Annotated in this window: 17 protein-coding genes; 13 read left to right on the forward strand and 4 right to left on the reverse strand. The window is 71.3% G+C overall.

The annotated features are described in order from the left end of the window. Positions 1 to 28 precede the first annotated feature (28 nt). The 7 genes from OG407_RS31350 (at position 29) to sucD (ending at position 7,532) form a co-directional block, all read left to right on the forward strand. Positions 29 to 2,443 carry a DUF5682 family protein gene (locus OG407_RS31350; RefSeq protein ID WP_405862939.1) on the forward strand — a complete coding sequence of 805 codons (2,415 nt, stop codon included), beginning with the start codon at positions 29 to 31 and terminating at the stop codon, positions 2,441 to 2,443. After that, the gene (locus OG407_RS31355; protein WP_405862940.1) at positions 2,440 to 2,589 is read left to right on the forward strand and encodes a hypothetical protein; all 150 of its coding nucleotides are present in this window, start codon (positions 2,440 to 2,442) and stop codon (positions 2,587 to 2,589) included. Before OG407_RS31350 ends, OG407_RS31355 begins: the two co-directional genes overlap by 4 nt. After that, positions 2,586 to 3,794, forward strand: a complete 1,209-nt coding sequence (locus OG407_RS31360; protein ID WP_405862941.1) for a vWA domain-containing protein — start codon at positions 2,586 to 2,588, stop codon at positions 3,792 to 3,794. Before OG407_RS31355 ends, OG407_RS31360 begins: the two co-directional genes overlap by 4 nt. Positions 3,795 to 3,859: 65 nt before the next feature. After that, a complete protein-coding gene (locus tag OG407_RS31365; protein ID WP_405862942.1) occupies positions 3,860 to 4,729 on the forward strand; it encodes a hypothetical protein in 870 nt (289 codons plus the stop codon). 80 nt (positions 4,730 to 4,809) lie between these two features. After that, positions 4,810 to 5,019 (forward strand): hypothetical protein, encoded by a 210-nt coding sequence (locus OG407_RS31370; RefSeq protein ID WP_405862943.1) that lies wholly within the window; start codon positions 4,810 to 4,812, stop codon positions 5,017 to 5,019. 427 nt (positions 5,020 to 5,446) lie between these two features. Continuing rightward, positions 5,447 to 6,625, forward strand: a complete 1,179-nt coding sequence (sucC, locus tag OG407_RS31375) for an ADP-forming succinate--CoA ligase subunit beta (protein ID WP_405862944.1) — start codon at positions 5,447 to 5,449, stop codon at positions 6,623 to 6,625. Positions 6,626 to 6,647: 22 nt separating this feature from the next. After that, positions 6,648 to 7,532, forward strand: coding sequence for a succinate--CoA ligase subunit alpha (gene sucD, locus OG407_RS31380; RefSeq protein ID WP_019055633.1), 885 nt, complete (start codon positions 6,648 to 6,650; stop codon positions 7,530 to 7,532). Positions 7,533 to 8,200: 668 nt separating this feature from the next. On the opposite strand, the gene OG407_RS31385 is transcribed toward sucD, so the two are convergent. Then, complete coding sequence (locus OG407_RS31385; RefSeq protein WP_405862945.1) at positions 8,201 to 9,397, reverse strand: sigma factor-like helix-turn-helix DNA-binding protein; 1,197 nt, start codon at positions 9,395 to 9,397, stop codon at positions 8,201 to 8,203. A 96-nt stretch (positions 9,398 to 9,493) separates the two neighbouring features. On the opposite strand from OG407_RS31385, the gene OG407_RS31390 reads away from it, so the two are divergent. Next, entirely contained in the window at positions 9,494 to 11,371 is a 1,878-nt protein-coding gene (locus OG407_RS31390) for a DUF6350 family protein (RefSeq protein WP_405862946.1), read from the forward strand. A 13-nt stretch (positions 11,372 to 11,384) separates the two neighbouring features. Here OG407_RS31390 and OG407_RS31395 read toward each other — a convergent pair whose 3' ends face one another. Beyond that, positions 11,385 to 12,173 carry a hypothetical protein gene (locus OG407_RS31395; protein ID WP_405862947.1) on the reverse strand — a complete coding sequence of 263 codons (789 nt, stop codon included), beginning with the start codon at positions 12,171 to 12,173 and terminating at the stop codon, positions 11,385 to 11,387. Positions 12,174 to 12,468: 295 nt separating this feature from the next. Here OG407_RS31395 and purN point away from each other — a divergent pair, with 295 nt between their 5' ends. Together purN and purH are read left to right on the forward strand one after the other, a co-directional pair. Then, positions 12,469 to 13,098: a phosphoribosylglycinamide formyltransferase gene (gene purN, locus OG407_RS31400; RefSeq protein ID WP_405862948.1), complete on the forward strand. Its 630-nt coding sequence runs from the start codon at positions 12,469 to 12,471 to the stop codon at positions 13,096 to 13,098. Next, positions 13,095 to 14,669: a bifunctional phosphoribosylaminoimidazolecarboxamide formyltransferase/IMP cyclohydrolase gene (gene purH / locus OG407_RS31405; protein ID WP_405862949.1), complete on the forward strand. Its 1,575-nt coding sequence runs from the start codon at positions 13,095 to 13,097 to the stop codon at positions 14,667 to 14,669. Before purN ends, purH begins: the two co-directional genes overlap by 4 nt. Here purH and OG407_RS31410 read toward each other — a convergent pair. Beyond that, positions 14,641 to 15,090: an ATP-binding protein gene (locus OG407_RS31410; protein ID WP_405862950.1), complete on the reverse strand. Its 450-nt coding sequence runs from the start codon at positions 15,088 to 15,090 to the stop codon at positions 14,641 to 14,643. The two genes, purH and OG407_RS31410, sit on opposite strands and share 29 nt — an antisense overlap. Beyond that, positions 15,087 to 15,296: a hypothetical protein gene (locus tag OG407_RS31415; protein ID WP_405862951.1), complete on the reverse strand. Its 210-nt coding sequence runs from the start codon at positions 15,294 to 15,296 to the stop codon at positions 15,087 to 15,089. The genes OG407_RS31410 and OG407_RS31415 overlap by 4 nt, the downstream gene beginning before the upstream one ends. 109 nt (positions 15,297 to 15,405) lie before the next feature. On the opposite strand from OG407_RS31415, the gene OG407_RS31420 reads away from it, so the two are divergent. The 3 genes from OG407_RS31420 to OG407_RS31430 are packed head-to-tail and all read left to right on the forward strand — an operon-like array spanning position 15,406 to position 16,670. After that, the gene (locus tag OG407_RS31420) at positions 15,406 to 16,257 is read left to right on the forward strand and encodes a helix-turn-helix domain-containing protein (RefSeq protein ID WP_405862952.1); all 852 of its coding nucleotides are present in this window, start codon (positions 15,406 to 15,408) and stop codon (positions 16,255 to 16,257) included. 1 nt (position 16,258) lies between these two features. Then, positions 16,259 to 16,441 (forward strand): DUF397 domain-containing protein, encoded by a 183-nt coding sequence (locus OG407_RS31425; RefSeq protein WP_405862953.1) that lies wholly within the window; start codon positions 16,259 to 16,261, stop codon positions 16,439 to 16,441. 25 nt (positions 16,442 to 16,466) lie between these two features. After that, positions 16,467 to 16,670 (forward strand): DUF397 domain-containing protein, encoded by a 204-nt coding sequence (locus OG407_RS31430; RefSeq protein WP_405862954.1) that lies wholly within the window; start codon positions 16,467 to 16,469, stop codon positions 16,668 to 16,670. Position 16,671 lies beyond the last annotated feature (1 nt).

Here is a 16,671-nt window from a genome sequence, read left to right on the forward strand (position 1 = left end):
AGCGGGATCCGGAGGGGAGGGGAGCGTAGTGGCGGGTACTGAGGGGGGCCGGGGCGCGGGGCCGCTGTTGCTCGGGGTGCGGCATCACGGGCCCGGTTCGGCGCGGGCCGTGCGGGCGGCGTTGGACGCGGCCCGGCCGCGGGTCGTACTGATCGAAGGGCCGCCCGAGGCCGACGTGTTGATCCCGCTGGCCGCCGACGAGGGCATGCGGCCGCCGGTCGCGCTCCTCGGCCACGCCGTGGACGAGCCGGGCCGCTCGGCCTTCTGGCCGCTGGCCGAGTTCTCCCCGGAATGGGTCGCGATCCGCTGGGCCCTGGAGCACGAGGTCCCGGCCCGCTTCATCGACCTCCCGGCGGCGCACACGCTGGCGTGGGGGAAGGACGACGCCGAGGGCGGGTTGACGGGGGAGGAGCAGCCACCGGACGTGACTGCCGAGACGCCGACTGCCGAGACTCCGACCGCCGGGACCCCGTCCAGCGAGTCCCCTTCTGCCCCGGAGCCCTCCGGTTCGGACCTCCGCGTCGATCCCCTCGCCGTCCTCGCCGAGGCCGCCGGTTACGACGATCCCGAGCGCTGGTGGGAGGACGTCGTCGAGCACCGCGGTGTGGGGGAGCGGGACGCGTTCGCGCCGTTCACCGCGCTGGAGGAGGCGATGGGGGCGCTGCGCGAGACGTACGGGGCCGGCGGGCACGAGCGGGATCTTGTGCGGGAGGCCTATATGCGGCTCCAAGTGCGGGCGGCGCAGCGGGAGTTCGAGGACGACGTGGCCGTGGTGTGCGGGGCCTGGCATGTGCCCGCGCTGCGGCAGAAGACGGCCGTCGCGGCGGACCGAGCGCTGCTGAAGGGGCTTCCCAAGGTCAAGGTCGATCTGACCTGGGTGCCGTGGACGCACCGCCGGCTGTCGCGGGCCAGCGGTTACGGCGCGGGCATCGACTCGCCGGGCTGGTACGGCCACCTGTTCGGCGCCCCGGACCGGCCGGTCGAGCGGTGGATGACCAAGGTGGCGGGGCTGTTCCGGGAGGAGGACCGGATCGTCTCCCCGGCCCATGTCATCGAGGCCGTACGGCTGGCGGAGACACTCGCGGTGATGCGCGGCCGGCCGTTGCCGGGGCTCGGGGAGACCACCGACGCGGTGCGGGCGGTGATGTGCGAGGGCTCGGACATCCCGCTGGCGCTGGTGCGCGACCGGCTCGTGGTCGGGGATGTGCTGGGCGAGGTACCGCCGGGAGCGCCCGCCGTGCCGTTGCAGCGCGACCTCGACCGGTCGCAGCGCAGGCTGCGGATCAAACCGGAGGCGCTGGAGCGGGAGTTGGAGCTCGACCTGCGCAAGGAGACCGACGCCGGGCGCAGCACGCTCCTGCACCGGCTGCGGCTGCTGGGTATCGAGTGGGGCGAGCCGACCGTGTCGCGGGGGAGCACGGGGACGTTCCGGGAGACCTGGCGGCTGCGCTGGGAACCGGAGTTGGCGGTGCGGGTCGCCGAGGCGGGGGTGTGGGGGACCACCGTGCTCGCGGCGGCGACCGCGAAGGCGGAGGCGGACGCGATCGGGGCGCAGAGCCTCGCCGACGTCACCGCACTCGCCGAGCACTGCCTGCTGGCCGAACTGCCGGACGCGCTCCCGGTGGTGATGAAGGTCCTCGCCGACCGCGCGGCCCTCGACACCGACGTCGGCCACCTCGCCCAGGCACTGCCCGCGTTGGTCCGTTCGCTGCGCTACGGCGACGTGCGCGGCACCGACACCGGCGCGCTGACGGAGGTCGCCGCGGGTCTCGCCGAGCGGGTCTTCGTCGGGCTGCCCCCGGCCTGCGCGGCCCTCGACGCGGATGCCGCGGAGGAGATGCGGCGGCATGTGGACGCGGTGCATGGGGCGGTGGCGCTGCTGGGCGACGCGGGTGGGACGGAATCCGGTCACGGTGACCTGCGGGTCCGTTGGCGCGCGGTGCTCCGCACGCTCTCCGCGCGGGACACCATTCCCGGTGTCATTCGCGGGCGGGCCGTACGACTCCTGTTGGACGAAGGGGAGTTGGGGCCGGACGAGGCGGCCCGGTTGATGGGGCTCGTGCTCTCGCCGGGGACACCTCCGGCGGACGCGGCCGCGTGGATCGAGGGGTTCGTCGGCGGTGGGGGCGGACTGCTCCTCGTGCACGACGAGCGGTTGCTCGGGCTGGTGGACGCGTGGCTGACCGAGGTGCCGGCGGAGGCGTTCACGGACGTACTGCCTTTGCTGAGGCGAACGTTCTCGTCGTACGAACCCGGAGTGCGCCGGACACTCGGGGAGTTGGTGCGGCGCGGTCCGGGGAAGCAGGTGGGTACGACGGCGACGGCGGCCGGGATACCCGGGTTCGGCGCGGAGCTGGACGCCGGGCGCGCGGACGCGGTGGTGCCGGTGCTGCGGCTGCTGTTGGGGCTGGACGACAACGAGCTTGTGGGGGTGGCGGGATGACGAACAACGGCAGGCAGAGCAGCAGGAAGCCGGAGACGCCGGGTGCGGGCGAGGGCGTGCGCGGGCGGCGGGCCGAGGGCGGCCCGGCGAAGGGCGTACGGGTCGTACCGCTGTGGGAAGGGCTGCGTACGGGGGCGCGCGGATGAGTACGGGGACCACCGGGGCGGCTGATCCGATCGCGGGCAGCGGGGTCGCGGAGCCCGGACAGCCCGACCAGGAGCGGTTGCGGCGGTGGCGGCTGGTGCTCGGGGGCGGTGCGGCCGACGGCACCGGGTGCGAGTTGTCCGGGCAGGACGCCGCGATGGACGGGACGCTGGCCGCGCTGTACGGCAGGGAGGACAAGGGGCGGGCGGCGAAGGACCGTTCGGCGGGGCTCGGGGCGTCGGCGCCGTCCGTCGCGCGCTGGCTCGGGGACATCCGGACGTACTTCCCGTCCTCCGTCGTCCAGATCATGCAGCGCGACGCCATCGACCGGCTCGGGCTGTCCGCGCTGCTCCTCGAACCGGAGATGCTGGAGGCGGTCGAGGCCGACGTGCATCTCGTCGGCACGCTGCTCTCCCTCAACAAGGCGATGCCGGAGACCACGAAGGAGACGGCGCGGGCGGTCGTCCGCAAGGTCGTCCAGGACCTGGAGAAGCGGCTCGCCACCCGCACCCGGGCCACCCTCACCGGCGCGCTCGACCGCAGCGCCCGTATCAACCGGCCGCGCCACCACGACATCGACTGGAACCGCACGATCGCGGCCAACCTCAAGCACTACCTGCCCGAGTACCGGACGATCGTGCCGGAGCGGCTCATCGGATACGGGCGCGCGTCCCAGTCCGTGAAGAAGGAGGTCATCCTCTGCATCGACCAGTCCGGGTCGATGGCGGCGTCCGTCGTCTACGCCTCCGTGTTCGGGGCGGTGCTGGCGTCCATGCGGTCGATCAACACCCGGCTCGTCGTCTTCGACACGGCGGTCGTCGACCTCACCGACCAGCTCGACGACCCGGTGGACGTGCTCTTCGGGACCCAGCTCGGCGGCGGTACGGACATCAACAGGGCGCTCGCGTACTGCCAGTCGCAGATCACCCGGCCCGCCGAGACGGTGGTCGTGCTGATCAGCGACCTCTACGAAGGGGGCATCCGGAACGAGATGCTGAAGCGGGTCGCGGCGATGAAGGCGTCGGGGGTGCAGTTCGTGACCCTGCTCGCGCTCTCCGACGAGGGCACGCCCGCCTACGACCGCGAACACGCCTCCGCGCTGGCCGCGTTGGGCGCGCCGGCCTTCGCCTGTACGCCCGACCTGTTCCCGGAGGTGATGGCGGCGGCGATCGAGAAGCGGCCGTTGCCGATACCGGACACCGCGTGACGAACTGGCTTGGGAGGCAGGGGGGTTGCTCGTCCTAGCGCGGCCCGTGCAAGGATCGTCGCCTCATGAACTGGCCCGCCGCACTGTCCGGTGCCGCTCTGCGCGTGACGCGTACGGCGGTTGGGCGGCGTGTGCGTCAACGGGTGCGTCAACGGGTTCTTCAAGTCGCCCTGCTGGTCGGCGGGTTGTTCGTGCTCGGCGTTGCCTTCGGGGGACAGGCGCAGGCGGCGGACGGGGACACGGGGCAGCGGCCGGTGATTCCGGTGGTGGCTTCGGTGACCAAGCCTGTTCCGGCTCCGGTTCCGGCCCCGGTTCAGCTTCCGGTTCCCGTTCTCGCCCCGGTGCTGGCTCCGGTACTGACTCCCGTCTCGGACACCGTGGAGCGGGTCGTGCGGCCCGTGAGTGACGTGGTGACGAAGACGCTGACCGAGGTGTTGGCCGAGGCACCTTCGTTGCCGACCTTGCCCGCGCCGCCCTCGGTCCCCGCGGTGCCGAGTCAGCCGGTGCCGGTGGTTCCGGTGCCGACGCCTCCGGCGCACACCGCGCCCGCGCCGGTATCGACGCCCGTCCGGTCCGCCCCGCGGTCTTCGGGCGGTGGGCATCGTTCGGATGCGAGGCCTGCCGAGCTGACGGTGGGCGTGGGGGCCACGTACGGGCCGCGCTTCGTCGCGGACACCGCCGATGCGCTCCGCGCCGTAGGACATGTGGTCGTAGGTCATGCCCCTTCGCCCTCCGCCGGACATGCTCCCGCCCAGCACCAAGCACCGGCCGGCGACCCGGATGGCGCGGACAACGGGTCGTCGCGGCACTGTGACGCGCATGCCGTGACGTTGGACAGCCGGGTGCCGGTGCGGATCGTGCCCGGTGCCGCCGCGCGTGCGGACGTGGGCGAGACGCGGGACAGGTACCGGGACGTTCCCGTTTTCCCGGGCTAGGCAGGGCCTTTCCGGCAGTTGAGCTGTCCGGAACGCCGCCATGTCTCCAGCCCCGGAATCCCTGAGGAACCGACGCACGCATGAGCACGAACGCCGGCACACGTATGAACCAGAACGCCGACACCACCCCCGCCGAACTCCGACGACGCCTCGTCGACGCCCACGTCTCCGTCCCGAGGGAGTCCAGGGTCAGGGCCGCCGCGGCCATCCAGGGCGCCCAGGCCGCACGCACTGTCCGCGCCCGGAGAGGCCCTGCCGCGCAGCCGCGCCGCGCCCGGCACGGGGAGTGACCGACTCCGTGAGGCAGTGACCCCGGACGGCCGAACGCCGTCGGTCTGTCCGGAGCGCGTCTCGCGGTATGGGGCCTCGCCGGGCCAACCCCAACCCGGTGAGGCCCCGCCCGAACCATCCACCCACCGACTCCACCGACCCACCACGCGCCCGAACCACGCACCCACCCCACCCACCCGAACGACCTGCCCGAACGTCCCGTCCGCGGCACTCCGTGTCACAAAAACCGGCATCATGTGACAGGTATCACCGCTCAGGTGTGACCCTCGATTTAGGGGCCCCCTGCAAGCAGCGATAACCTGCGAGACGGACATGCCGCGCGCTCGGTCACCGTGTGCGCCTCCCTTGTGACAGCGGACGTCACGTTGCCCTTCGCGGCACGCCCACGCATCCAACGAACCGCGATATCACTGAGGACGGAAGCGCGTGGACCTGTTCGAGTATCAGGCGAGGGACCTCTTCGCCAAGCACGATGTACCGGTGCTGGCCGGTGAAGTCATCGACACGCCTGAGGCGGCCCGCGCAGCCACCGAGCGGCTCGGTGGCAAGTCCGTCGTCAAGGCCCAGGTGAAGGTCGGCGGCCGTGGCAAGGCCGGTGGCGTGAAGCTCGCCGCCACCCCGGACGAGGCCGTCGCGCGTGCGACGGACATCCTCGGCATGGACATCAAGGGCCACACGGTCCACAAGGTGATGATCGCCGAGACCGCGCCCGAGATCGTCGACGAGTACTACGTCTCGTACCTCCTCGACCGCACCAACCGCACCTTCCTCGCCATGGCGTCCGTCCAGGGCGGCGTGGAGATCGAGGTCGTCGCGGAGGAGAACCCCGAGGCCCTCGCGAAGGTCCCGGTCAACGCCAACGAGGGCGTCTCGATCGAGAAGGCCCGCGAGATCGTCGCGCAGGCCAAGTTCCCGGCCGACGTCGCGGAGCAGGTCGCCGAGATCCTGGTGACGCTGTGGGACACCTTCGTCAAGGAGGACGCCCTCCTCGTCGAGGTCAACCCCCTCGCGAAGGTCGCCGACGGCCGCGTCATCGCGCTCGACGGCAAGGTCTCCCTCGACGAGAACGCCGAGTTCCGCCAGGCGGACCACGCGGCACTTGAGGACAAGGACTCGGCGAACCCCCTTGAGGCGGCCGCCAAGGAGAAGAACCTCAACTACGTCAAGCTCGACGGCGAGGTCGGCATCATCGGCAACGGCGCGGGTCTCGTCATGAGCACCCTGGACGTCGTCGCGTACGCCGGTGAGAACCACGGTGGCGTGAAGCCGGCCAACTTCCTCGACATCGGCGGCGGCGCGTCCGCGGCCGTGATGGCGAACGGCCTGGAGATCATCCTCGGCGACCCGGACGTCAAGTCCGTGTTCGTCAACGTCTTCGGCGGCATCACCGCGTGCGACGAGGTCGCCAACGGCATCGTCCAGGCGCTGCAGCTGCTCGCGGACAAGGGCGAGGAAGTCACCAAGCCCCTCGTCGTCCGTCTCGACGGCAACAACGCCGAGCTGGGTCGCAAGATCCTCTCCGACGCCAACCACCCGCTGGTCCAGCGCGTGGACACCATGGACGGCGCGGCCGACAAGGCCGCCGAGCTCGCGGCTGCGAAGTAAGGGAAGAGGGACAGACACAGCCATGGCTATCTTCCTCACCAAGGACAGCAAGGTCATCGTCCAGGGCATGACCGGCTCCACGGGCATGAAGCACACCAAGCTCATGCTGGCCGACGGCACCAACATCGTCGGTGGCGTCAACCCCCGTAAGGCCGGCACGTCCGTCGACGTCGACGGCACCGAGATCCCGGTCTTCGGCACGGTCGCCGAGGCGATCGAGAAGACGGGCGCGAACGTATCCGTCCTCTTCGTACCGCCGGCCTTCTCCAAGGCCGCCGTGGTCGAGGCGATCGACGCCGAGATCCCGCTCGCGGTCGTCATCACCGAGGGCATCGCCGTCCACGACTCGGCCGCGTTCTACGCGTACGCCGTGGCCAAGGGCAACAAGACCCGGATCATCGGCCCGAACTGCCCCGGTCTCATCACCCCGGGTCAGTCGAACGCCGGCATCATCCCGGGCGACATCACCAAGCCGGGCCGTATCGGCCTGGTCTCGAAGTCCGGCACGCTGACGTACCAGATGATGTACGAGCTGCGTGACCTCGGCTTCTCGTCGGCCGTCGGCATCGGTGGCGACCCCGTCATCGGCACCACGCACATCGACGCGCTGGCGGCCTTCGAGGCCGACCCCGACACCGATCTGATCGTGATGATCGGTGAGATCGGTGGCGACGCGGAGGAGCGGGCGGCGGACTTCATCGCGAAGAACGTGACGAAGCCGGTCGTCGGTTACGTCGCGGGCTTCACCGCGCCCGAGGGCAAGACGATGGGCCACGCCGGTGCCATCGTCTCTGGTTCCTCCGGTACGGCCGCCGCGAAGAAGGAGGCCCTTGAGGCCGCCGGCGTCAAGGTCGGCAAGACCCCGACCGAGACGGCGAAGCTGGCCCGCGAGATCCTGGCCGGCTGATTCACCCTGCTTCACGTCGATGGGCTCGCTCCGTAGGTTGGAGCGGGCCCATCTGCGCGACATGGGGTGCCGGGTCCGGTTGTCGGTCGGCTGCGGGCGCGTCGTGGCCGGTCGCGCAGTTCCCCGCGCCCCTAAAAGACGGGCCCGCTGAAAGGGCTGGGGCGGGCCCATCGGTGCGTTGTCGGTCGGCTGCGGGTGCGTCGTGGCTGGTCGCGCAGTTCCCCGCGCCCCTAAAAGACGGGCCCGCTGAAAGGGCAGGGGCGGGCCCATCGGTGCGTTGTCGGTCGGCTGCGGGTGCGTCGTGGCTGGTCGCGCAGTTCCCCGCGCCCCTGAAAGACGGGCCGGCTGAAGGGGTCGGGGCGGGCCCATCGGTGCGTTGTCGGTCGGCTGCGGGTGCGTCGTGGCTGGTCGCGCAGTTCCCCGCGCCCCTGAAAGACGGGCCGGCTGAAGGGGTCGGGGCGGGCCCATCGGTGCGTTGTCGGTCGGCTGCGGGTGCGTCGTGGCTGGTCGCGCAGTTCCCCGCGGCCCTAAGAACTCGGGCCCACGTTTCTTTCAGGGGTGCGCAGTTTCCCGCGCCCCTGAAAACCGGCCTTGTTTCAGCCGACCTGCCTTTAAGGGGCGCGGGGAACTGCGCGACCAGCCCCCACCGGCCCGCAGCCGGCGACGGCCTACCGACCCAGCGGTGCCAGCCTCTCCGGACCGCTGGTCATCCCGTTTCGCAGACGGTCCCGAAGAGCGACCTCCTCCTCGGACAAGGAACCCTGCATCACCCGCGCAGGCACCCCCTCCACCCGTTCCCCCAACGGCACCGGCGGCTCGTAATGCGTGGGCGCAACCCGCAGCGTGAACGTCGTCGCCCCGATGATCGCGACGGTGAACGCGATCGCCGCCCGGGTCCAGAACACGGTCCGGCGTTCACCCACGAAACGAACCGTCGGCGGCTTGGCCGCGTGCAGCCGCCCCGTGGAGGCGAGTTCGGTCATCCGCCGGTGGAGTTCGGTCGGGTCGGACAGGTCCGGAAGCTGCGCGGCGAGCGCCTCGCGCGCGTGCAGCAGCCGGTTCGCCGCCGCCGGCGTACTCGCCTCCGTCTCCGCCGCGGTCTCCGCGATCCCGAGCCCGACCCCGTCGTAGAGGAGAAGCGTGCGGCGGTACGACGGCGGGAGCTTGAGGAGGGCGGTCAGCAGGGCGCGGTCGGCGGCGTCCGGGGGCGGGGGCTCCGGGTGGCGGTATCTGGGGCGGAACCGGTGCCAGGGGGAGAGGGCGTGCTCGTACGCCACCGAGCGCACCCAGCCGGCCGGGTCGCGGTCGACGGCGACCTCGGGCCAGCGCTGCCAGGCGACCTGGAAGGCCCGCTCGACGGACTCCCGCGCCAACTCGCGCCGCCCGGTCAGCAGATACGCCTGCCGTACGAGAGCGGGTGCGCAGAACGCGTAGAGCGCGTCGAAGGCCTGAGCGGGCGTCAGGGGTACGCGGGACGGTTCCTCGATCGGTACGGGTACGGGGGCGGGGACGAGGACGGGTTCGAGCACGGCGGTGTCGTCCACCACCTCGACCTCGACCACCTCGATCTCCACCACCTCGACCTCGGCCTCGGCCACCTTGACCTCGACCACCTCTGCCCGCGGCCCCAGTTGCTCCTGTTGCCGCTCCGTCACGGTCTCTTCTTCACCCAGGCTGATGAGCAATTTCGCGTACGCCTCCCGTTTCCGGCCACGTGGTGTCGTACGGCCGGTCTCCCACGAACGCACCGTCTCGCGGCTGACGCCCACCCGCTCGGCGACCTGAGCCTGCGTCAGCGAGCCAGCCTCGCGCAGGCGTCGGCGTTCCTTGGGCGGAGGGAGCGGGGTTGCAGGGCTCTGCGTCACCGGACGCCCCTTCGTACGAAAAAGTACATAAACGTATATTGAGCGACACTTCCAAGGTTCGCCTGTTACGACGAGAAAGCGCGTGTCGTTGGGAGCATGGCGGGCGTGATGCCGATGACCCACCGCCGAGCGCTGTTGTCGCCCCTGCTCACCCGGATGCGCGACCGATCCCCCGGACTGGCCGCCAGCCTCTTGGGTGGCGCGGTCGCGGCGGGGCTCGGGCTCGGCTCGTTCGCGGTGCTCGTGATGGTGCTGTGGATCAGCTCGCCCTACCCCGACAGCGGACCCGGCGGCGCCCTGCACATGGCCGCCGCCCTGTGGCTCCTCGCGCACGGCGTCGAACTCGTCCGCGCCGACACCCTCTCCGGAGTCCCCGCCCCCGTGGGCGTCACCCCGCTCCTCCTCCTGGCCCTGCCGCTGTGGCTGCTGCACCGGGCCGCCCGGCACGCGGTGCTGGGCGGGGAGACCGGCGAGGACGACGCCGAGGCCCCGCCCCTGATCGCCGCCCGCACCGCCTGGACCGGCGTCGCCCTCGGCTACCTCGCCGTGGGCACCGCCGCCGCCCTCTACGCGTCCGGCGGCGAATTCTCCCCCTCCTGGAGCTGGACCGCGGTCTGCCTGCCGCTGCTCGCCGCGGGCGCGGCCGGTTCCGGCGTGTGGACGGCGTACGGGCGTCCGCGCGAACCCGTGCTGAGCGTGCTGATCCACCTGCCGGCCGGGCTGCGACGGCTCGTTCTCGGTCCGGAGGCCCGTGAGTCGAGGGCTCGTATCGGTACCGCGGTACGCGCCGCGGGACTCGGCACGGCGGTGCTCGTCGGGGGCGGCGCTCTGCTGCTCGGGGCGTCGCTGATCTGGCACGGCGGTGCCGCCCGGATGTCCTTCCTCCAGCTGACGGAGGGGCTGTCGGGCCGGTTCGCCGTCCTGCTGCTCTGCCTCGCGCTGATCCCGAACGCGGCGGTGTGGTCCGCGTCCTACGGCCTGGGCCCCGGCTTCGCCCTCGGCGTCCACCACACGGTCGCCCCGCTCTCCTCGGCCCCGGCCCCCCTCCTCCCGCCGTTCCCGCTCCTCGCGGCGGTCCCGGACGCGGGCACCGGAACCCCGCTGAACTGGCTCGCCGGGCTGGTGCCGGTGGCGGCCGGGGTGATGGTGGGGTGGTTCGTGGCACGGGTCGCGATGGGCGGCACGGCCGGTCAACGAGGCGACAGCGCGGGCGAGTTGACGGAGGAGCGGAAGCGGAAGGCGGCCGGTGCCGGCCTCCGCCAACAACCGCCGCACGCCCACCCCGCGCACGCCCTCTCCGCCCATGGCTCCTCCGCGCACACCCCCTCCGCACAAGCCCCTTGGGCGCAGGGCCGCACCGCCGCCACCGCCCTGCTCGCCGCCGCGCTCTGTGCCGTAGTGCTGGGTCTGCTCGCGGAGTTGTCCGGCGGGCCCCTCGGGAGTGCCGCGCTCGCGCGGTTCGGGCCGGTGTGGTGGCAGACCGGGGGAGCGGCGCTGGCGTGGATCGCGGCGGTGGCGGTGCCTACGGCGCTCGGGTTGCGGGCGTGGCGGCTGCGGGAACGCCGGGTGCCCACGCCGACGATCGGCAAGTCGACGATCGGGAAGCCGCGCGAGGGCGAGGCCCAGACGGTGCCTGACACTGCGGCGGAACGCTGGTTCCGGCGGCCGTACGCGCTCGGCCGGGGCTGGTTCGCGCGCAAGCCGAGGAAGGCGGAGCAGCCGGTCGCGGTACCCGTACCGGCGCAGGCGCCAGTCGACCAGCCGTACATCGCCTACGACCACGACCCCACGTTCGACCCGTACGACTTCCTGCCCGTCGACGTGCCGTCGGAGCCGACGCCCACGCCCTGGTACGACGACGCCTCCCGCGAGGCCCGCTGGGCGGCCTTGAGGGAGGCGTCCATGCCACCTGAGCCCGAGCCGTCGGAACCTTCGGACGAGCCGGGACCGCCCGATGTGAAGGGGCCGAACTGACCGGTGCCGTCTGTCAGTTGGCGGTGCCCAGGAACCCCCGCAGCTCCTTCGGCAGCAGCTGGTTGCAGGACTGCTTCGCCTCGTTCGTGAGGGCGTCGTTGGCGCAGGTGTAGTAGTCCTTGTAGGCGAGCTGCGCGACGAACATCGCGGCCACCAGGGCGATCGCCAGCGACGCGGTGACCAGGCCGCTGATCGCCGCCGTCGTCTGCGGGCGGGCCTGCGTCTCGGGCACCGCCGGGGTGTCCGGGTCGGGCGTGGGGGACTTGGCGCGCAGGGCGCTGCCGCCCCAGTAGAGGGCCAGCGCGCCGAGCAGCAGGGCCACGTACGGCCAGCTGAAGAGGGCGAAGAAGAAGGCCCACATGCCGCTCAGCAGGGCGTAACGGGCGCGCCGCTGGGCCGGGTCCGTCGGGTCCCAGCGCATGCCGCCCTGGCCGGGGCCGCCGTTGCCCGGTCCCTCGGGGCCGCTCTGCCCGGTGGGTCCGCCGGGCCGGTCGCCGAAGTTGCCCGACGAACGCCCAGGCTGCCGGTCGCTCCACTGACTGCCCCACGGCGAGTGACCGCCGTCACCCTGCGGGGCGTCGCCGTCCTCGCCGGCCTCCGGGCGCCGCGGCTGCCACGGCCGGTCCGGGGTGCCCTCGGGCGGCGGCGCGAAGGGATTGTCGTCCTGCCCCGCACCGCTCTTCCCGTCCGAGGGCGCGTCGGGCGGCGACGAGGGCCGCTCCCGGAGCAGCACGGTGCCGCGCTCCCCTCCCTGCGCCGACAGCGGGGGGAACGTGAGGAGTCGCAGACTGCGGTCCGGCATCAAATGAGCGTCTTCCCCTTGTGGATGTGCTTGGTGGATACGTCTCTCCGACATGAGCTGGCGGTACGTGAACGCCTCGCACGACAACGGCGTTCCCGAACCCGCTCTCCGCAGACGCTACCTTCCGGCCACGCCCCCGTCCCGTGGGGGCTGTCCGGTGTGCCGGTATCGTTGCTGACGGTCGGCCGCTTCGTAGACTTCCCCGTATCCCGGGGCGCGAAGCATTCGTATGAACGCACGAGCGGACGCACGAGTCGGCCGTACAGACGACGCTCCCCCGAGAAAGGGCCCCGCCGTGGCCGCCAAGCCCGTGGCCAAGCGCCTCGTCGTGCTGGTCTCCGGATCCGGTACGAATCTGCAGGCGCTCCTCGACAGCATCGAGACCGCCGGCAGCGAGGCGTACGGAGCCGAGATCGTGGCCGTGGGCGCGGACCGCGAGGGCATCGAGGGCCTCGCCCGTGCCGAGCGCGCCGGGCTGCCCACCTACGTGTGCAAGGTGAAGGACTTCGGGACGCGTGAGGAGTGGGACGCGGCGCTGGCCGAGGCGACCGCCGCCCACGAGCCCGACCTGATCGTGTCGGCCGGGTTCATGAAGATCGTGGGCAAGGAGTTCCTGGCCCGTTTCGGCGGCCGGGTCGTGAACACGCACCCCGCCCTGCTGCCCAGTTTTCCGGGAGCCCACGGCGTACGGGACGCGCTCGCGTACGGCGCCCGGGTCACCGGTTGCACCGTCCACTTCGTCGACGACGGCGTCGACACCGGGCCGATCATCGCTCAGGGCGTGGTCGAGATCCGGGACGAGGACGACGAGAGCGCTCTGCACGAGCGCATCAAGGAAGTCGAGCGCACGCTGCTCGTCGATGTCGTGGGGCGGCTCGCCCGCAACGGCTATCGCATTGAGGGACGAAAGGTAGTTATCCAGTGACCGCCGAGAACATCGACAGCGGCAAGCGGGCCATCCGTCGCGCGCTCGTCAGCGTCTACGACAAGACCGGCCTGGAGGAGCTGGCCCGCGGCCTGCACGAGGCGGGCGTGGAGCTCGTCTCCACGGGCTCCACCGCCGCCCGTATCGCCGCCGCCGGTGTCCCCGTCACCAAGGTCGAGGAGCTGACCGGCTTCCCCGAGTGCCTGGACGGCCGGGTCAAGACCCTGCACCCCAAGGTGCACGCCGGCATCCTCGCCGACCTGCGCCTGGAGAGCCACCGTCAGCAGCTCGACGAGCTGGGCGTGGCCCCCTTCGACCTCGTGGTCGTCAACCTGTACCCGTTCCGGGAGACGGTCGCGTCGGGTGCGTCCGCCGACGAGTGCGTCGAGCAGATCGACATCGGCGGCCCGTCGATGGTCCGCGCCGCCGCCAAGAACCACCCGTCGGTCGCGGTCGTCACCAGCCCCGCGCGCTACGCCGACGTCCTGAACGCCGTACAGAACGGCGGTTTCGACCTCAGCACCCGCAAGCGGCTCGCGGCGGAGGCATTCCAGCACACGGCGTCGTACGACGTGGCGGTGGCGAGCTGGTTCGCGAGCGAGTACGCCCCGGTCGACGAGTCGCAGTTCCCCGACTTCCTGGGCGCGACCTGGGAGCGCGAGAACACCCTGCGCTACGGCGAGAACCCGCACCAGCCGGCCGCGCTCTACGTCGACGGCAGTGGCGGTGGCCTGGCTCAGGCCGAGCAGCTGCACGGCAAGGAGATGTCGTACAACAACTACACGGACACGGATGCCGCCCGCCGTGCCGCGTACGACTACGCCGAGCCCTGTGTCGCGATCATCAAGCACGCCAACCCGTGCGGTATCGCGATCGGTTCGGATGTCGCCGAGGCGCACCGCAAGGCACACGCGTGTGACCCGCTGTCGGCGTTCGGCGGGGTGATCGCGGTCAACCGCCCGGTGACGAAGGAGCTGGCCGAGCAGGTCGCGCCGATCTTCACCGAGGTCATCGTCGCGCCCGACTACGAGGAGGGCGCGCTGGAGATCCTCGCCAAGCGGAAGAACCTCCGGGTGCTGAAGACCCCGGCCGGTCCGTCGAACGCGGTCGAGTTGAAGCCGATCGACGGTGGCGTGCTGCTCCAGGTGACGGACCGCCTCCAGGCGGACGGCGACGACCCGACGAACTGGACGCTGGCGACGGGCGAGGCACTCTCCGCCGCGGACCTCGCCGACCTCGCCTTCGCGTGGAAGGCCTGCCGCGCGGTGAAGTCCAACGCGATCCTGCTGGCCAAGGACGGCGCCTCGGTCGGCGTCGGCATGGGCCAGGTCAACCGGGTCGACTCCGCGAAGCTGGCCGTCGAGCGGGCGGGCGAGGAGCGGGCGCGGGGTTCGTTCGCGGCCTCGGACGCGTTCTTCCCGTTCCCGGACGGGCTTGAGGTCCTGACCGAGGCGGGCGTCAAGGCCGTTGTCCAGCCCGGCGGTTCGCTCCGCGACGAGCTGAGCATCGAGGCCGCGAAGAAGGCGGGCGTCACGATGTACTTCACGGGGACGCGGCACTTCTTCCACTGAGATCGGCCCGATCCTCCGGGATCGCGGCGGGAGTTGAAACAGGGGCCGGGGCAGGCTCGGGCGGTGGCAGTTCGCACCACACCGTCTTGCCCTCCGGCCCCTGTTCCACGCCCCACCGCGTCGCGAGCGCGTCGAGCAGCACCAGCCCGCGGCCGTTCTCGTCGTCCGGCCCGGCCGCGCGTACGACGAGCCAGGTGTACGGCTCCGGGTCCGTGACGGCGATTCGGGTACGGCCGTCGGTGTGGGTCACTCTCAGGGTCACCGGGGTGCCCTCGCCGATGTGCCGGATCACGTTGGTCAGCAACTCGCTGACACAGAGCTGGACTTCGGGACACGGGACGCCGAGGTGTTCACGTACGGCACGGCGGGCCTCCGGCAACACCTTGGGTACGGCGAGGAGTTCGAGGCAGAGCGGAGTCACCGGCCGGCCGCCTTGCGGAGGGCGGCGGTGAGGGCCCGCGCGGTGTCGAGGTTGCAGTTCCCGAGTTCGACGAGCGGGGGGCCGTAGGTCTGGACGACGGAGGGCAGATCGAGGCCGAGGGACGGCAGGATGATCCCGTTGGCCTTCAACGCGGCCTGGAGTTCGGCCACTTCGCTGTTGGCCTCGTGGGTGTAGGGGCTGCTCATTGCCGTACGCCTCTCTCTGTGACGAATTGCTCACAGAGTGACGCGGAATCTCGTACCGTGGCAGTGGTTTGGGTTGCACCCGGGAACTGGCAAAAGGCGGTGGTGAGTTGTGCCCCCACGCAAGGACACCGACGCGTCGGCGAATGTCCCTTCCTTCTACGGCGCGGAGTTGCGCTTCAAGAGGGAGGCGGCGGGCCTGACGCTCGAACAGCTGGCGGAGGGAAGCTATCGGGGTATCCCGTTCCTGAGCCTCATTGAGCGCGGTGAGCGGCGAATGCCGTTGGATCTCGCCCAGCACGTCGACAAGAGGCTCGGCACGGACGGCTTTTTCGAGCGGCGTTGTGAAGACGCCCGGAAGGCGAAGAAGTCGGGGCATGCGGAGTACTTCGCGGATGTCGCGGAGATGGAGCAGCACGCGGACTCGATCGAGGACTGGGCGCCGGCGTTGCTTCCAGGGTTGTTGCAGACGGAGGCGTACGCCCTGAAGGTTGTTCGGACCGGTAGTCCGTGGCTCCCGCCCAAGACCGTCGACAATCAGGTAACGGCTCGCATGGCGCGCGCCAAGCTCTGGCAGCGGGAGGAACGCCCGGCGTTCTGGGCGATCGTGCGCGAGGAGTTGATCCGCAAGCCGCTCCTGCCGAGCGAGGAGATGGCAGCGCAGCTGGAGCACATCGCGGACGTGATCCGCTCCAATCAGGGCGTTTTGCAGATCCTGCCGGAAACGACGGTGGCCTACCCGCTGATGATGGGGATGATCCGGGTCATGACCTTCCCGGACGCACCACCGGTGGTGTACACGGAGGGTCTGCACAGTGGCCAAGTGATCGACTATCCGGCCCTCGTGAAGGACTACCGCAGGTCGTACGATCTGCTCAGGGCCGCGGCACTGCCGCCGGAGACGTCCCTGGACATGATCGAGCAAGCGGCGGAGGACCACAGAAATGGCAAGCACAGGGCCTGACTTGAGCACCGCTGCTTGGCGTAGGAGCAGCTACAGCAACAGCAGCGGCGGCGAATGCCTCGAAGTCCGTGACGATCTCGCCGGTGTCGTCCCCGTCCGGGACTCCAAGGTTCCGGACGGTTCGGCGCTACTCATTCCCGCCGTCGCGTGGGCGTCCTTCGTCGACTGGGCCGGTACTGCCTAGCCGTCCACCTTGGAGGATCACGGAAATGGCAAGCGCAGGGCCTGACTTGAGCACTGCGGTGTGGCGCGCGAGCAGCTACAGCAACGGCAGTGGCGGTGACTGCGTTGAGGTCTGTGACGACCTCCCCGGCATCGTCCCCGTCCGGGACTCCAAGGTCCCGGACGGTTCGGCGCTGCTCATTCCCGCCGTCGCGTGGGCGTCATTCGTCGACTGGGCCGGTACCGCCTAGC

It is taken from the genome of Streptomyces sp. NBC_01515 (genome assembly GCF_045040345.1).
Lineage (GTDB): Bacteria > Actinomycetota > Actinomycetes > Streptomycetales > Streptomycetaceae > Streptomyces.

What these genes read in the sequence shown, in the direction of transcription:
- OG407_RS31365 (WP_405862942.1), top strand. Translation starts at nt 3,860, where the DNA reads ATGAACTGGCCCGCCGCACTGTCCGGTGCCGCTCTGCGCGTGACGCGT.
- OG407_RS31415 (WP_405862951.1), bottom strand. Translation starts at nt 15,296, where the DNA reads ATGAGCAGCCCCTACACCCACGAGGCCAACAGCGAAGTGGCCGAACTC.
- OG407_RS31390 (WP_405862946.1), top strand. Translation starts at nt 9,494, where the DNA reads ATGGCGGGCGTGATGCCGATGACCCACCGCCGAGCGCTGTTGTCGCCC.
- OG407_RS31370 (WP_405862943.1), top strand. Translation starts at nt 4,810, where the DNA reads ATGAGCACGAACGCCGGCACACGTATGAACCAGAACGCCGACACCACC.
- OG407_RS31355 (WP_405862940.1), top strand. Translation starts at nt 2,440, where the DNA reads ATGACGAACAACGGCAGGCAGAGCAGCAGGAAGCCGGAGACGCCGGGT.
- OG407_RS31360 (WP_405862941.1), top strand. Translation starts at nt 2,586, where the DNA reads ATGAGTACGGGGACCACCGGGGCGGCTGATCCGATCGCGGGCAGCGGG.
- OG407_RS31395 (WP_405862947.1), bottom strand. Translation starts at nt 12,173, where the DNA reads ATGCCGGACCGCAGTCTGCGACTCCTCACGTTCCCCCCGCTGTCGGCG.
- sucD (WP_019055633.1), top strand. Translation starts at nt 6,648, where the DNA reads ATGGCTATCTTCCTCACCAAGGACAGCAAGGTCATCGTCCAGGGCATG.
- OG407_RS31430 (WP_405862954.1), top strand. Translation starts at nt 16,467, where the DNA reads ATGGCAAGCGCAGGGCCTGACTTGAGCACTGCGGTGTGGCGCGCGAGC.